This window comes from Candidatus Flexifilum breve (assembly GCF_016713355.1).
The window spans coordinates 885,332-901,741 of sequence record NZ_JADJPI010000035.1; the positions used below are offsets into that span (position 1 = coordinate 885,332).

Genomic DNA, 16,410 nt, shown 5'->3' on the forward strand with positions numbered 1-16,410 from the left:
TAGGAAAGGTTCAGATTATGGCTCGGCTCAAAATTGCGTACGTTGGCGGCGGCAGCACCCGCGGCCCCGGCACGGTTGCCTCGTTCATCCATCAAGGCGAAAACTTCGCGGGGTCGGAGATTGTGCTCATCGACTTTGACCCGGAAAAGATGCAGATCATCAAGACGATGGCCGACAAGATGAGCCGGGATCGCGGCGTCGACATCACCATCTCCTACACGACCAACCGCCGCGCGGGCTTGACCGACTGCGATGCCGTGCTCACCAGCTACCGCCCCGGCGGCTTCGAAGCGCGCCACCTCGACGAAAGCATCCCACTCAAGTACGGCATCGTCGGGCAGGAGACGCAGGGTCCCGGCGGGTTCTTCATGGCGCTGCGCTCCATCCACGTGATGCAGGGCATTTTGCAGGATATGGAACAGGTCTGCCCCAAAGCGCGCGTATTCAACTACACCAACCCGATCAATATCATCTCGGAAGCGGTCACGCATCACAGTGACGTCCCGATCATCTCGTTCTGCGAAGGCCCCTACTACTTCCCCGGCACCATCGCCGATGCCGCCGGACTCGACCCGCGCAAGCTGGATTCGGTTATGGTCGGCTTGAATCACGGCTGCTGGACAGTGCAGCATCTCTACGAAGGTCAGGATGTGATGCCGCTGCTGCGCGAGGGCTACGAGCGCCGCTTGCGCGAAGGCGGAACAGACGAATTCCACATGCGCCTGCTCAAGCTGGCGATTACGATGAACAGCCTGCCCGCCGACTACTTCCAGTACTACTACTTCAGAGACGAAGTGCTCGACTATCACCTGAACAAGCCAACGACCCGCGCGCAGGACATCCTCGAACAGGTACCGGGCTACTGGCAGCATTACCGCGAACAGGCCGCCGCCGAGCATCCCGTGCTCGATCCGGCGCGGTCGCGCGGTGGCATCAATGAGCTGGAACTCGCCATCGACGCGATGGATGCGATCTACAATGACCGCAAGGAGATTCTCCCGGTCAATATCCCGAATCGCGGCGTGCTGCCCGATCTACCCGATGATCGCGTGGTCGAAATCCGCGGCTATCTCGACCGCAACGGGGTGGTTGGGCTGGCAGACGGTCACCTGCCACCGCAGACGCTCCCGCTGGTCAAGGCGCTGGCGGAATACCAGTACCTGACCGCCGAAGCCGCGTGGTGCGGTCGGCGCGCCGACGCAATTCAGGCGCTGGTCAGTCACCCGCTCGTGCTCTCGCTCGAAAAAGCGGAGAAGATGTATGACGAAATGGCGGCGGCGCACAAAGATTATCTGCCGGAACGCCTGCTGAGCTAAACGGAAAGGGAACGCGATGACGTATGTAGTCGGCGTGGATGGCGGCAATACCAAAACCATTGCGTTCGTCGTAGATGCGGACGGTCGCATCCTCGGCGCGGGGCGCGGCGGCAACAGCGACATTTACCCGCACGGGACAGCCGTCAGCGCGGTCAACGTGATCGAAGGGGCGGTTGAGCAGGCGCTCGATCACGCCGGGCTGACGCGTGACCAACTCGCGGCGGGCGTGTACAGCCTCGCCGGGGCGGACTGGCGTGAGGACTACGACGAGTTCCGCGACGAACTCATCAAGCGTGGCCTCGGTCAGAGCGTCACGGTCTACAACGACGCCATCGGCGCGCTGCGAGCCGGGTCACCGGACGGCACAGGGGTCGTGATCAACGCTGGGACGGGCGCGGCGATGGGCGCGCGCAACGCACAGGGTCAGTTCTGGCATACCAGCTACTGGCAGGACTCGCTCGGCGGGCGCGACGTGGGCTATAACGCGCTGCGCGCCGTCCGCCACGCCGATATCGGCATCGAACCGCCCACCACACTCACGCCGATCGTGCTGCGCTTCTTCAACGTGACCACCTGCGCCGACCTGCTGCGGTTGTTCACCATGCGTGGGTCGCAAGCGCCGAGCGACATTCAGGTGAGCAAACTCGCGCCCTATGTGCTAACCGAAGCCGCCAACGGCGATGCCGTCGCCCGCGCGCTGATCATCGATCAAGCGCGGCGCTTGGTCGACTACGCGCTGGCCGCCGCGCGGCAGGTCGGCATCGAACACACGCCGTTTCATCTGGTCTTGAACGGTGGGCTGTTCCGGCATGCGAGCACGCTGCTCAAAGACGCGGTCACGGCGCAGATTCACGCCGCCGCGCCGGGCGTGACCATCCATTCCAGCCGCTTCGAACCCGTCGTCGGCGCGGTCATGCTGGCGTTGGAAGCGCTGAATATCCCAATTACGGCGACCTTGCAGGACACGCTCGCCGCGACCATGCCCACTCAGGCGACTTTTGAGACATAATCGCCGCTTGCACTGCGTGCGAGGAGTAACGGCATGGAAAAACGGTTATTGGGCTATTCCGGTCTGCAAGTGTCAGTGTTATCCCTGGGCACGCTGACCTTTGGCGGCGTGGGTGAACGAGCGGTCCGGGTGGGCGGCATCGAGCCGGACGAAGCCCGCCGCATGATTGACGTGTGTATGGATGCCGGCGTCAACCTGTTCGACACGGCGAACGTGTATCAACAGGGGCGCGCCGAGGAAGTGCTCGGCGAAGCGCTGGCGGGCAAACGGCATGACGTGTTGGTGGCGAGCAAAGTCTTCAGCCCGATGGGTGACGGCGACAATGACAAAGGCTTGTCGCGCCACCACATTATCCGCTCATGCGAGGCTTCGCTGCGCCGTCTGGACACCGACTACATCGACCTGTATCAGGCGCACAACTTCGACGCGCTGACGCCGCTCGAAGAGACGCTTGCTGCCTTCGATCATCTCATCCAAGCCGGCAAAGTGCGCTACATCGGCTGTTCGAACTATTCCGGCTGGCAGTTGATGAAGGCGCTTGGTCTGGCGAAGGAATATCACACCGCCCGGTACGTCTCGCAGCAGGTCTACTACTCGCTGATCGGGCGTGAACTGGAATTCGAACTGCTCCCGCTCAGCCTCGATCAGAATGTCGGCGTGCGGGTGTGGGGGCCGCTGGCACAGGGCTTCTTAGGTGGCAAATACCGCCGTGATTCTGGTTTTGACAAGCAGGGGCGCTACGCCTACCGATTCGAGCCGCCGATCAACATCCCTGACGACCAGGCCTACGACATCGTCGACGCCCTATACGAGATCGCGCAGGCCCGGGGCGTCTCCGTCGCGCAGGTCGCGGTCAACTGGGTGATCGGCAAGCGGGGCGTCACCTCGGTGATCTTCGGCGCGCGCAACATGGAGCAGCTGCAAGACAATCTCAACGCCGCGACTTGGCGGCTCACCGCCGACGAAATAGCGCGGCTCGATGCCGTCAGCGCACCGCCCATCCCCTACCCCTACTGGCATCAGCGCAAATACGGCGTCGGGCGCAACCCGCTGCTGTTCTAGCCCACAGGACGCGCTTCGGCGCGTCCGCAGGTGACAATGATCAGGCGCTCCCCCACCGAGATCGGCGTACACTCGCTCATAGTGGTGCTGATTCACATCTGCGAAAGGGATGCTGATGACCGCAATGGATCGCGAAACGCAGGCTGCTTTACAGCAGGGTTTCAAATATCTGAACCGTTACATGGTGCTCATGTGGCGGCTCGGCTTGGGAAAGTGGCTCAACAGCGCGCCGACGCTGCTGGGGCGCTACATGGTGATCGTGAACGTCGGGCGCAAATCGGGTCAAAAACGTTTTGCCCCGGTGAATTACGCGCTGGTCGATGGACACGTGTACTGCGTGGCCGGGTTCGGCGCGGGATCCCACTGGTATCAGAACATCATGGCGACGCCACAGGTCGAATTGTGGCTGCCCGATGGTCGCTGGTCGGCACAGGCAGTCGACGTCACCGACTCGGATTACGCCAGCGCCAAAATCCGGCAGGTATTGATCGCCAGCGCGTTCGTCGCCCCGCTGGTCGGCATTGATCCGCACACTATGCCCGAGGCTGAGCTCGCGGCTGCGACTGCGGACTACCGCCTCATCCGCTTTGAGCGCGGCGAAACCATCACCGGAACCAACGGCCCGGGTGAGCTGGCGTGGGTCTGGCCACTGCTCGGTCTGGTGTTACTGCTTGCGCTGCGCGGGCAAAAACGCCGCAAATAACTGCGTCTCGTCAACCAAATGCGGATTGGCAGGCTGCACGCCGATCCGCAACCGGGTGGGGTGCGCGTTATTTCGGCGCTTGCGGCTGTGGTATAACGCTGATGCCGCCACTGCGTTCGAGAATCGCATACTTGATCTGATCGAGGCGTTCGAGTCCCTGCGTCTCCTCGCGGCCGCGAGGATGTCTTCGAGATCGACGCGCGCCATGTGCATACGCTCGTGATAGAGGTTACCCTCTTCGACCAACACCAGCGGAACGCTGTCCACGATGCGATCAATCCGCGGCGATCGCTGCTTGAGCAGCGAAATACCGATATCCATGCCTACCAGCGTGATCACGATGAGCATCGCGCTCGTTAGCGAGAAATCTTCGCCAAGCAGCCCCTGCTGCACTGCCTCCCCGATGATCAGGAGCAGCACAAAGTCGAACGAGGTGATCTGCGCCAACGATCGTTTGCCACTCAAACGGAAGACGACCAGCAGCAGCAGGTACACGACGACCGCCCGGAGTACCGTTTCCATGTTGCGCTCCTAAGGAAAGATAAACTGCTGCAAGTCGTAGCTGTCGCCACCCTCCACCCCGATCTGCCCGGAAAGCGGACCGATGCGCTGCGGCTTGTAGTAAATCAGCACAGTGCCCGCGGCGTCCGCTTCGGCCAGCGCAAACACGAACGTGGTGCGCTCCTCTCCGGCGATCATCTGTTCCGGCTCCGGGATAATCTCGTCGATCAGGACGCGTTCCAGAAACGAATTCGCCAGCCATAAACGGCCGCTGCCGTCGAGCTCGACACGCAGATGCGTTGGATCAAGGACACGGTCAACGTGATGGTACTGGACACGCAGTCCGGAATCGATGGTGCCAAGCGCCGCCTGATTCAGCACGGCGTCACCACCGAACAATCCAAGCAGCGCAGCGACCACCATCAGCAGCATCACCCCCCAGCCAACCCGTTCAATGCGCCACGAGCGCCGCTGAAAATCGAGATCCTGCCCCAGTTCCAGATCCCCAACGCGCCGAATCCCAGAGGTCAAGTGCTTCGTCATACACGCCACCCACCAGCCCTATTCATTACATTTGACATTATATTCAAGTTAACTAACTGAGCAAGCACAGGTTTGTCCGTCCAGTCAGGCTATCCGCCATTGGTTGGATGTACGGGCACGGCGAATCTGGCTATAATTCACTCTGAGATTGACGTAGCCCGGAGGAGTAACGACACCATGAGCCAAGCACCTGCCAAGTTCAAAGCGTTTTACGAACGCCAGATCGAGTTTCTCGCCAACAATGATGCCGTCGGCCTGATCGCCAACCAGTACACCGAGGATGCCGAACTGCTGAGCTTCACTAATCACATCGTCGGCGCTCCGGCGCTCGTTGAATATTTCAAGGGCTACATCGCGAATCTCGGCTATATCAAGCTGATTTCGACCGACAAGTACACCGAAGGCGACAGCAGTATCTTCTTCGAAGCGACTGTCGAAACGGCGGGCGGCATTGCGCGCGTCTACGATGTGTTCGTGCTGCGCGACGGCAAAATTGCCCATCACTTCACCGGGCTGCTTGGATTCACGCCGCACGCCCAGAACTAAGCGATCCCGCAATCAACGTCGAAATTAAGAGCCGACCGCTGCACTCACTCAGCGGTCGGCTTTTCTATTGAAATCTCACAGACCTCAAGACTGTATTAAGCGAAATTCAAGGATGGCGTTACAATGGAGTTAGGTTGAACTCAGATGTAACTGGCGTATTCATGATGTCGCAAAGCGCAAGCGAACCGCAGGAACATCAACAGCAGCTTGAAGCTGAACTGGAACATGAACGACGTCGGAACGCAGAGCTGGAACAGCGCGTTCGTGAACTTGAGACCCAACTGGGCAACCCAACCTCTATCACCACGCTGGCCGAAGAGCGCAATCTGCTGCGTACCCTCATCGACAGCATGCCCGATTACATCTTTGTGAAAGATACCGAACACCGCTACTTGCTCAACAACGTGGCGCACGCCCAGGCATTTACCCAACGACATCCGGAGGAGCTGGTCGGACATACCGCTTCAGAATTCACAACCCCTGAGGCCGTCCAACTCTTCCATGCGGACGATCATCAGGTGCTGACAACCGGACAACCGCTCATCGACCGGATCGAGGAGTTCGTTGGAGAGGATGGTCGTCCGTTATGGCACTCCGTCACCAAAGTGCCACTGCGGAATGTTGAGAGCGATATTATCGGCATCGTCGGCATTTCGCGCGATATCACCGAACGCAAGCGCGCCGAGCTCAAGCTAGAACAGGCGCTCAAGGCCGAGCGGGAACTGGTCGACCTGCGGGCACGCTTTGTCTCCATGGCCGCGCACGAATTCCGCACCCCACTGGCGTCGATCCTCAGCGCAACCGAGCTGATTCACCATTACCGTGATCGTCTGACTGCCGAACAGCTCGATCAACGCCTGCGGGATATCGCCGATCAAGTCATGTTCCTAACCGATATCGTTGAGAATTTCCTTCAGGCCGCCCGTACCGAAATGGGCAAGACTGAACTGACATTGCAGCCGACCAGCCTCACTGCGGTCTGTCAGGAAATCATTGACGACTTCCAGCGCCGGCCCAATTTCCAGCATCAGTTCAGCATGCGCAGCGATGATCCTCCACCCGCCCTGCTCGATAAACAGCGCATGCGGCAGGTGCTCCTTAACTTGGTCGCCAATGCCGTCAAGTATTCCTCGCACGGCACAACCGTCACGATTGAACTCACGCACACGCCTGATGACCTGACATGCAGCATTACCGATCAAGGCATCGGCATTCCCGAAGCGGATCAGGCGCATCTCTTCGAGATGTTTTATCGCGCTTCCAACGCCGTCGGTGTGAGTGGAACCGGGCTCGGGTTGGCCATCGCCAAGCAGGTGGTCGATCTGCACCAAGGGAAAATCACCTGCTGCAGCGCTCAAGATCAAGGGACGACGTTCACGGTCAAGCTCCCCTATCGCGAATTGGAGGTCAGCATCCCCAACGATTCAGCGGTGGTGTAAGGGAAAAAGTATTGTGAATCAATTCCCAAACTTGACACCGCTCGCGTGACGCGTTATTTTTGAACACCGAAAGTAAATGAAACCAAAATGAAGTTCATTGAAAACGAGCGTCGTTAATGTCCGATACACCCATTCTCGAACTCACTGGGATTAGCAAGCATTTTCCCGGTGTAAAAGCCTTAAGTGATGTGCGGTTTGATGTACGTCCCGGCGAAGTCCATGCTCTGCTCGGAGAAAATGGCGCGGGGAAATCGACGCTCATCAAGATCCTCAGCGGCGTGCACAAACCCGACTCCGGTTCCATCCTGCTGGATGGTAAACCCGTCAGCTTCAACAACCCGCGCGAAGCGCAGAACGCCGGGATCGCCACGATCTATCAGGAACTCAGCCTCTATCCGGAACTGACCGTCGCCGAAAACATCTTCATGGGGCATGCGCCGCGCAATCGCTTCGGCGCAGTCGACTGGAATACGATGCAGACGCGGGCGCAGGCAACGCTGGAATCGCTCAACATTGATGATCTGGATGTGCGCCGCAAGGTCGGGTCGCTCAATGTCGGCAACCGCCAGCGCGTCGAAATCGCCAAAGCCCTGTCGATCAACGCGCGCGTGCTCATTATGGATGAGCCGACCGCTGCCCTCACTGAAACTGATGTCAGCCGCTTGTTTGAGATCGTGCGCCTGCTGTGCCAGCGCAACGTCGCTATTATCTACATCAGCCACCGTTTGCAGGAAGTCTTCGAACTGGCCGACCGCGTGACCGTGCTGCGCGATGGTCACTACATCGACACGCAGCCCGTCAAGGACACGACCGAATCCGCGCTGATTTCACGCATGGTCGGTCGCACCATCGACAACCTGTTCCCCAAGCTGGAATCCCAGATCGGCGAACCGGTCTTGCAAGTGCGCGACCTCGAACGCGCGCCCTACACCCGCGGCGTCAGCTTTGACCTGCACGCCGGCGAAATCGTCGGGTTGGCGGGTCTGGTCGGCAGCGGACGCAGCGAACTCGCGCAGTGTCTGTTCGGTATGCTGCCCGCGCAAAGTGGTGAAATTCGCGTGTTCGGCAAGAAGGTGAGCATCCGCAACCCCGCGCATGCGATCAATCTGGGCATCGCCTATGTACCAGAAGATCGCGGCACGCAAGGGTTAGTACGCGCCATGACCATTCGCGAAAACATGTCGATGGCGATCCTCAAGCTGATGTCAACGGGCGGATTTATCAAGTTCGGCGCGGAGAAGAAGCTCGCTCGCAAGTCGATTGACATGCTCAACATTCGCGCGTACAGCCCGGAACAGATCGTCGGCAAGCTGAGCGGCGGCAATCAGCAGAAAGTTGTCGTCAGCAAATGGCTCGCCAGTCAACCAAAGATCCTCATCGTCGATGAGCCTACGCGCGGCGTGGATGTCGGGGCGAAAGCCGAAATCCACCGCTTGATGAGCGAACTCGCAGCCAAGCAAGGTATCGCCATCCTGATGATCAGCAGCGAACTGCCGGAAATCCTCGGCATGAGCGACCGCGTCATGGTCATGCGCGAGGGGAAAATCATCGCCGAGTATCCGCGTGCGCAAGCAACACAAGAACGCATCGCCGGAGCGATGATGGCGGCAAAAGCAGACGTCGTGTCATTAGATTAGGATTTAAGCATGGCTTCATTGTCGGGAACGGCAGCGGTGTCTAAAACCACAGACCGGCGGGCGCGGGCGACAAATTGGGTGACGCAGGAAAGCGTGCTGGCGATTTCGATCATTGTCCTCGGCGCGGTCGTCAGCCTGATCAACCCGAATTTCATGTCGGCTACCAATATCAGCAATATCCTCAACAACAGCAGCTACATCGCGATTGCGGCCATCGGTATGGCGATGGTCATCATCAGCGGCAACATCGACATCTCGGTCGGCGCGCTGATCGGCCTACTGGCGACCATCGGCGGGCGGTTAGCGGTCGGCGCGGCAGAGGGCGGCTACTGGATCGGCTGGGCGTATATCATCCCGCTCTTTGTCGGCGTGTTAATCGAGGCCGTAATCGGTTTCATTGTCGCCTACCTGCGCGTACCCGCGATTGTGGTGTCGCTCGGCATGACGAGCATTTTGCGCGGCGGCCTCATTCTCTGGACGGGCGGCGAGTGGATTTACGACCTCCCCCGCGAATTCATGCTCGCGCAGCAGAACGTGCTCGGCGTCCCGGTCCCCGTGATCTTCATGGTCATCCTGACGATCATCGCCGGGCTATGGCTGCGGTATGCACCCGCAGGCCGCGCGATCTACGCGGTTGGTGGCAACAAAGAGGCGGCGCGCCTCAGCGGTATCAGCGAAAAGCGCGTGTTGATGCAGGTCTTCATGCTCAACGGTCTGATGGTCGGCTTCGCGGCGATGATGTTCGCCACGCAGTTCAGCGCCATCCAGTCGACTGTGCCCTCCGGCCTCGAACTGCTCATCATCACGGCGGCAGTCGTCGGCGGAGTGAGCATCCTCGGTGGCACGGGCACGGTGATCGGCAGCACGCTCGGTGCGCTCCTCATCCATGTGATCCCGAACGCGATGATTTTCGCGAACATCAGCCAGTACTGGCAGCAAGCGGTGCAGGGTGTGCTCATCCTGTTCACCGTGCTGGTCGATCTCTACCGTCGTCGCCGCCAGACATACGGCAAGAAATAGGAGGCTGCATCTTGGCTGCGATTGAACACTCCACCGAACAGCATGAGCGCCGCAATGCGATCATTACGCGGTTGCTCGCCCAAGAAACAATTCTGCTCGTCATCACCGTGATTGCGGTGCTGGTGCTGGCGAGCGCGAACGAGCGCTTTCTGACCGCGCGCAACCTGAGCCGCGAAATCTCGCTGATTTTCGAAACGGCGCTGATTGCGCTGCCGATGACACTCATCATCATCACGGGCGGCATCGATCTGAGCGTGGGCAGCATCTTCGGCCTGAGCGCGATTGTGCTCGGCTTCCTCTGGCAAGACTCGGGTTGGCCGCTGGAGATCGCCATCGTCGCCGCGCTGGTGTGCGGCATCATCGGCGGCGCAGTCAACGGCTTTTTCATCGTGCGCATTGGCGTGCCCCCACTGATCACAACGCTGGCGACGCTCGCGCTGTATCGCGGTCTGGCGCTCGGCATCAGCGAAGCCCGCTCGGCACGGGGTTTCCCGGATTGGTTCCTCGAAATTGGGCGCGGAGAGTTCTTAGGGGCGCCGTGGCAAATCTGGATTTTGCTCGTCGGCATCATCTTCACGTGGCTGCTGCTCTCACGCACCATCTTCGGGCGGTCGCTGTATGCCATGGGCAACAATGAACTCGCATCACGCTTTGCGGGGATTCCCGTCAACCGCAACAAGTGGCTGATCTATATTTTCAGCGGTTTCGCCTCCGCGCTGGCGGCGGTCGTGTTCGTCAGCCGCGTGACCACTACGCGCAGCGATATGGGTTCCGGCATGGAACTCGACGCAATTGCCGCGGTAGTGCTGGGTGGCACCAGCATTTTCGGTGGGTCTGGTGGCATCGGCGGCACACTGCTGGGCTTGATTCTCATTCAGGTATTGAAGAATGGTTTACTACTGGCAGGCGTGCGCGGCGATGCGACCTCGATCCTCATCGGTCTCGTGCTGATCGCGGCGATTCTGCTCAATAACTTATTCCAGTGGCTGCAGGTAAGACTAACGGCGAACAAATAGCGCCGAGTCGGACACAGGCGAGAGCTTCCCGAAAGGGGGTGGTGCGGAGAACCAAGGGTAAGGCAGGACTATCTGAAATTCGCATCGCAGCAAGTTAGTGATTTAGTGCATTAAGGAGAACACAGGACATGAAGAAGCTGTTTATTCTGGTAGTGGTGGTCGTTCTGGCGCTCGCGCTCAGCGCGCCGACTTTCGCGCAGGAAGAACGTTGGGTAGGCGCCGATGACGCCCCGACGCATCCGTTGGATTGCCCCGAAGGCGTGACTCCGGTCGAAATGGAAGGCATGACCGAAGAACCCATGGCCGCCCCTGAATACAACGGTGGCGCCACGGAAGGCGCGCCGGATCTCGCTGGCCAGCCGATCACCCTGATCGACGTGCCGAAGCTCATCGGGATTGGCTACTTCAATGCGACCACGCTTGGTCAGCAGCAGGCCGCCGAAGAACTGGGCAACGTGACGGTAACGACCGACGGCCCGACCGAAGGCGACATCGTCCAGCAGATCGAATTCCTCGAACGCTATATCACGCAGGGCGTCGATGGCATCCTGTTTGCGGCGAATGACCCGGTCGCGATCAGCCCCACGCTGCGCGATGCGCTGGCTCAGGGTATTCACGTGGTCGGCTATGATGCCGGCAGTGAACCCGATGCGCGCGAATGGTTCGTGAATCAGGCTGAATTCAACGGTATCGCCAAGTCGATGGTTGACAGCATGGTCGCGGAAATCGGCGCGGAAGGCCGGTTCGCCATCGTGACCAGCAGCTTCACCGCCCCGAATCAGGCGCGGTGGATCGCCGAAATGCAGGCGTACATTGCCCACTGCTACCCGACCCTGACCTGGTTGGAAACCGTTGAATCGCAGGAAGATCAGCAGTTGGCCTTCCAGCAGACGCAGGCCCTCATCCAGAAGTACGGCGCTGAACTCGACGGCGTGTTCGGTATGTCGTCGGTGGCGTTCCCCGGCGCGGCGGACGCGGTGCAGCAGGCTTCGCTCTGCACGCCCGACGATGCGGCGGATGGTGTTGGCGCTCCGGATGCGGACAGCGCGGTCTCGATCGTCGGTCTGAGCACCCCGAACCAGATGAAGCCGTTTGTTGAAAATGGCTGCGTCGAATCGGTCGTGCTGTGGAACCCGATTGACCTTGGTTACGCGGCAGTCTACGCCATGCGCGCCATCGTCGATGGCGAACTGACCCCGGAAAGCACCAGCCTCGAAGCTGGCCGTCTGGGCACGCTGCAGGTCGTCAATGGCAGCGAAATCCTCCTCGGCCTGCCCTTTGTTTACACCGAAGAGAACATCGGCGACTTCGACTTCTAATCTGACCATCCTCCGTTAGGCGACAAAACACGGGGTGCAGCCACTGCATCCCGTGTTTTCATTTCCCCTACACTTCGACCAGATTCGGAACAAATCACCCAGCTGCGACGTCTCTATTGCATATTGTTGGCAAGTGGGAGATTAGCATGCGTTCAATTGTGTTCAGACTCATTCTGATTGGGCTGTTGATGCTCGGGGGTGCGGCGGTGTCGGCTCAACCCAGTGACGATCTCGTTGGAACCCAGTGGCAGCTCGTCGCCATGGGCGGGACGCCGCTGCCGGAACAGGTGGTGATCACGCTGCTCTTCGCCGACGACGCTCAGGCAAGCGGCATGGGCGGCTGCAACGGCTACGGCGCGACCTATACCGTCGACGGGTCAGCACTCCAGCTCACGGACATCGTCAGCACCTTGATGGCCTGCGATCTGCTCGACTATGAAGTCGCGTACTTCGCCGCGCTGCAGACTGTCACCGAGTACGAGCTCAGTGACGGCGAACTTGTGCTGACTTCGGCTGATGGTGAGCTCGTGTTCACCGCCTTGCCCACCCTACCGGGTACGGCCTGGCAGTTGATCTGGCTGGACGGCGCGGAAGTGCGCGGTGACGAACCGCTCACCTTGGAATTCGCAGAGGATGGCACTGCGCACGGCAACGGCGGCTGCAACCGCTTCAATACCGAGTTCACGGTGAACGGCGATCAGCTCGCGTTCGCCCCACTGATGAGCACGCGCCGCGCCTGTGTTGATGCTGACGGGAACGCGCAAGAAAACGGCTACTTCACCATTCTGGCAGCCGCGGCGAACTATACGATCACCGACAATCACCTGACCATCATCGCCAACGACGGGCGCATGCTGCGCTTTGAGCTTTTGGAAAATCTCGCTGAAACCGCGTGGCAGCTCGAGTCACTGGATGGCACGGCGGTCAGCGGCACGGTCACGCTGGAATTCACTGATGAAGCACGCGTAGCCGGGTCGGGCGGCTGCAACCAGTTCAGCGGCAGCTATACAGTCGACGATCAGGCCATCAGCTTCGGCGAACTCGTCACCACCGAACGCGCGTGCACGGAAACGGGTCTCATGGAGCAGGAAGCCCTGTTCTATGCCGCCCTGAGCGCGGCGACAGGCTTTGAACAGGCGGATGATCAGATCATCATCACCTATGGCGACGATCAGCAGTTAATTTTTAGCGCGGCGTCGACCATCAGCACCGGCCCCTAAGGCGCACGACACAGTTTCTGGGTTTTTCTCACGGGGTGTGCCGATAAACCGTGAAAGCGGTTTGCAGGTCGTTTTGAGAGGTTGCGGACGTGATAAATCGCGTCCCTACGAAAAAGCGGTGCTTGTGTAGGGACGCAATTCATTGCGTCCGCTGCTTCTAGAACGACTTCATGCTAGTGTACGTAGCTATCGACATCCCTCGTCCTGTTTGTCCCCATGACGTATGGATGTGGTTTGGCCTGCGCCTGTATTGTGACAAACGTCACGCATACACCAGTCATTTGTCATACCGCACTGCACAGTGCGAAAGGTTCGGCCAGCCTACCCTATCGAAAGGATATTGCGTTCGCCGACCAAGCTGTCGGCTATGACATCCAATCTGAGAGAAAACACATGACGTCCGTGAAAGTTCAGACCGAACAGGGTTACCGCACCGCGATCAATGTCCGCCAGCACACCGTTTACGCTGACGAACTCATCAACGACGGCGGCACCGATACCGCCCCCACCCCCATGGAAATCCTGCTCGGCACGGCAGGCGCCTGCATCGCCGTCACCGTGAAAGCCTATGCGCAGCGCAAAGGCTGGCCGTTGACCGGCGTCGCCGTCGAACTCGATATGGAACGCATCAAGCGCGAAGACTACCCTGACTACACGGGTGATGCCGCATTCGTGCACGAAATTCGCGAAGTCATCCGCTTTGAAGGCGATTTATCGGACGAGCAGAAAGACCGCCTGCACTTAGTCGCCAAGAAATGCCCGGTGCACCTGACGCTGGAAAACCCGGTGTTTTTCGTCGAGAATCAGGCAGCCGTGACTGACGCCAACCTTTAACCGTCAGCGCGTCGGCGGCTGAGGGAAGATGATGCAGACGAACCACAAGCTCCCGGTGATCGGCGCGGCGATGTACCTGCCCGACCTCCCCCAATACATCGATTGGCTGGTCGGCGGCCAGCGCGATCTCGAACTGCAAGATCCGTCGTGGATCGACTATCTCGACCACGACTGGCACGCACAGGCCGAAGCGGGGCGCAAATTGCTGACCGATCACGGTTATCGGGGGCGACTGGGCATCCACGCCGCTTTCGATGCGCTCGACCTCGGCGCGGAAGATAAGCTGATCCGCAAGGTGGTCGAAACGCGCTATCTGCAAAGCCTCGAATTCGGCGCAATTGTCGGCGCAACGCATATGGTCATCCACAGCCCGTTCGTCGCGTTTGGAAGTGCGCTCGTCAACTTCACGCCCAAGTCAAACCGCCAGCGCATCATCGACTCGGTGCACGCGACGTTGGAAAAAGTACTGCCCATTGCTGAACGGCAGCAGTGCATCCTCGTGATTGAAAACATTCGCGATAAGAACCCGCAGCCGCTGCTCGACCTCGTGCGCTCGTTCAACTCAGACTATGTGCGCCTGAGCATCGACACGGGACACGCGGCGATCATGGAGCGTGACGGCGGCGCGCCGCCGCACCAATGGGTGACCGAAGCGGGCGATCTGCTGGCGCATGTCCACGTGCAAGACCTCGACGGTCACGATGATCGTCACTGGGCGGTCGGTGAGGGCGACCTCAACTGGCGCGCGTTTTTCCGCGCCATCAACGCCCTGAATCACCAGCCCCGCCTGTGCATCGAAGTCAACGATATGAGCGATATCGCGCGCTCCGCTGCGTGGCTCGAACAGCAGGGGCTCGCCTGCTAAACCCCTCTTCGGGTACGGAGCACACTCCGTACCCGACCTTTATCCCCCAATCGCCGACCTCACTAGCGCCGATTCCGCCATTCCGCATTACAATAGTGTACAGTAATTGCAAGCATGATGCGGTAAGAGCACTTGCGTCAGCCTTATTATCGATACTGTGCCTCAATTACGTATCACTAATACTAGAGGCGTGGTCAGGTGCGGTCAGCGCGCAGCTTCAAACTGCGCTGATTACCCGCTTGACTGGTTGGATGAACACCCGAACCGCCTATTACTCGCTGGACTCGATTTTGGGGGTGAAACATGCGTATTGGAATCATTGGCTGTGGGACTGTCGCCAACCGGCATGCGGCAGCCATCACGGGACTGAGTGAGGAACTCGAACTCGCGGCGCTCTGCGACCACACGGCTGCCAAAGCACAAGCCTTCGCAGAGAAATATGCGCCTGAAGCTGCGATCTATACGGATCACCGCGCAATGCTGGAAAAAGCCGGCCTCGATCTGGTGGTGATCTGCGTGCCCCCCTACGCGCACACGGATGAGGTCGAATGCGCTGCCCAAGAGGGCATCCACATTCTAATGGAAAAACCCATCGCGCTCACCTCGGAACAGGCGTGGCGGATGGTGGAGTGCGTTGAACAGGCCGGCATCAAAACACAGGTCGGCTTCCAGTTCCGCTTCGGCGAGGCCGTCGAAAAGTTCAAGGCGCTGCAGGCGGAGGGCAAAACCGGCCGCGTTGCGCTCTTCACCGGGCGCTACTTCTCCAACGCGCTCCACGCGGACTGGTGGCGCGACCGCTCGAAGTCAGGCGGGCAGGTGATCGAGCAGGCGATTCACCTTTTTGATATGATGCGCTACTTCATGGGCGAACCGGCAGCGGTCTACAGCCGGCAGGAGAACCTGCTCCATCAGGACGTGCCCGGCTACAGCAGTGACGATACGAGTGCAACGGTCGTCACCTTTCGTGATGGCGGCATCGGCGTAATCACCGCAACCAACAATGCCGTCCCTGGCAAGTGGATCGGTGATTATCGCGTGGTCGCGCACAAAGTCACCGCCGATTTCGTGAGCGCGAATATTGCCACACTCACACAGACAGACGAGGCCCATACCCCCGTCATTGCCATCGATTCAGAGCGCGATGTGCGCCGGGAACAACTGCGCGACCTCATCAATGCGGTCAAGACCGGGGGCACCACCCGCACCCCGCTGCGCGAGGGCGCAACCGTGCTCGATCTGCTGCTGAAGGCTCGTCAAGCCGCTGAAGAGCGCCGCGAAATCACGCTCTAGCAGAAGTGTCAAATTCATGTCAGAGTATTGTTGGGGCAAAGGCGACTTTGTCCCTGTTTGTTGCATCGACACTGAGATTGGCTGTCGGGC

Annotated in this window: 15 protein-coding genes and 1 pseudogene; 14 read left to right on the forward strand and 2 right to left on the reverse strand. The window is 59.6% G+C overall.

Features of this window, described 5'->3' with window-relative positions:
• Positions 1–17: 17 nt before the first annotated feature.
• The 4 genes from IPK17_RS26770 to IPK17_RS26785 all read left to right on the forward strand — a co-directional run bounded on the left by IPK17_RS26770 (position 18) and on the right by IPK17_RS26785 (position 4,090).
• On the forward strand, positions 18–1,316 hold the full coding sequence (locus tag IPK17_RS26770) for a family 4 glycosyl hydrolase (protein ID WP_343420754.1): 1,299 nt from the start codon (positions 18–20) through the stop codon (positions 1,314–1,316).
• Positions 1,317–1,332: 16 nt separating this feature from the next.
• Complete coding sequence (locus IPK17_RS26775) at positions 1,333–2,325, forward strand: N-acetylglucosamine kinase (RefSeq protein WP_343420755.1); 993 nt, start codon at positions 1,333–1,335, stop codon at positions 2,323–2,325.
• A 33-nt stretch (positions 2,326–2,358) separates the two neighbouring features.
• Positions 2,359–3,387, forward strand: a complete 1,029-nt coding sequence (locus IPK17_RS26780; protein ID WP_343420756.1) for an aldo/keto reductase — start codon at positions 2,359–2,361, stop codon at positions 3,385–3,387.
• A 115-nt stretch (positions 3,388–3,502) separates the two neighbouring features.
• Positions 3,503–4,090: a nitroreductase family deazaflavin-dependent oxidoreductase gene (locus IPK17_RS26785; protein WP_343420757.1), complete on the forward strand. Its 588-nt coding sequence runs from the start codon at positions 3,503–3,505 to the stop codon at positions 4,088–4,090.
• Positions 4,091–4,157: 67 nt separating this feature from the next.
• Here the strand turns inward: IPK17_RS26785 and IPK17_RS26790 are convergent.
• Both IPK17_RS26790 and IPK17_RS26795 read right to left on the reverse strand, forming a co-directional pair.
• Positions 4,158–4,612 (reverse strand): annotated as a pseudogene (locus IPK17_RS26790) (DUF421 domain-containing protein).
• 9 nt (positions 4,613–4,621) lie between these two features.
• Entirely contained in the window at positions 4,622–5,134 is a 513-nt protein-coding gene (locus tag IPK17_RS26795; RefSeq protein WP_343420758.1) for a hypothetical protein, read from the reverse strand.
• Positions 5,135–5,311: 177 nt separating this feature from the next.
• Here IPK17_RS26795 and IPK17_RS26800 point away from each other — a divergent pair, with 177 nt between their 5' ends.
• From IPK17_RS26800 to IPK17_RS26845, 10 genes are all read left to right on the forward strand, one after another.
• The gene (locus IPK17_RS26800) at positions 5,312–5,680 is read left to right on the forward strand and encodes a nuclear transport factor 2 family protein (protein ID WP_343420759.1); all 369 of its coding nucleotides are present in this window, start codon (positions 5,312–5,314) and stop codon (positions 5,678–5,680) included.
• A 161-nt stretch (positions 5,681–5,841) separates the two neighbouring features.
• Positions 5,842–7,119: a PAS domain-containing sensor histidine kinase gene (locus tag IPK17_RS26805; protein WP_343420760.1), complete on the forward strand. Its 1,278-nt coding sequence runs from the start codon at positions 5,842–5,844 to the stop codon at positions 7,117–7,119.
• Between the two features lie 116 nt (positions 7,120–7,235).
• A complete protein-coding gene (locus IPK17_RS26810) occupies positions 7,236–8,756 on the forward strand; it encodes a sugar ABC transporter ATP-binding protein (RefSeq protein ID WP_343420761.1) in 1,521 nt (506 codons plus the stop codon).
• Between the two features lie 36 nt (positions 8,757–8,792).
• A complete protein-coding gene (locus tag IPK17_RS26815) occupies positions 8,793–9,776 on the forward strand; it encodes an ABC transporter permease (protein ID WP_343420762.1) in 984 nt (327 codons plus the stop codon).
• 11 nt (positions 9,777–9,787) lie between these two features.
• Entirely contained in the window at positions 9,788–10,792 is a 1,005-nt protein-coding gene (locus IPK17_RS26820; protein ID WP_343420763.1) for an ABC transporter permease, read from the forward strand.
• Between the two features lie 128 nt (positions 10,793–10,920).
• A complete protein-coding gene (locus IPK17_RS26825) occupies positions 10,921–12,111 on the forward strand; it encodes an autoinducer 2 ABC transporter substrate-binding protein (RefSeq protein ID WP_343420764.1) in 1,191 nt (396 codons plus the stop codon).
• Positions 12,112–12,257: 146 nt separating this feature from the next.
• Complete coding sequence (locus IPK17_RS26830; protein ID WP_343420765.1) at positions 12,258–13,331, forward strand: META domain-containing protein; 1,074 nt, start codon at positions 12,258–12,260, stop codon at positions 13,329–13,331.
• A gap of 393 nt (positions 13,332–13,724) precedes the next feature.
• The gene (locus IPK17_RS26835; RefSeq protein ID WP_343420766.1) at positions 13,725–14,165 is read left to right on the forward strand and encodes an OsmC family protein; all 441 of its coding nucleotides are present in this window, start codon (positions 13,725–13,727) and stop codon (positions 14,163–14,165) included.
• Between the two features lie 28 nt (positions 14,166–14,193).
• Positions 14,194–15,030, forward strand: coding sequence for a sugar phosphate isomerase/epimerase family protein (locus IPK17_RS26840; protein ID WP_343420767.1), 837 nt, complete (start codon positions 14,194–14,196; stop codon positions 15,028–15,030).
• A 303-nt stretch (positions 15,031–15,333) separates the two neighbouring features.
• On the forward strand, positions 15,334–16,320 hold the full coding sequence (locus IPK17_RS26845; RefSeq protein ID WP_343420768.1) for a Gfo/Idh/MocA family protein: 987 nt from the start codon (positions 15,334–15,336) through the stop codon (positions 16,318–16,320).
• Positions 16,321–16,410: the final 90 nt, after the last annotated feature.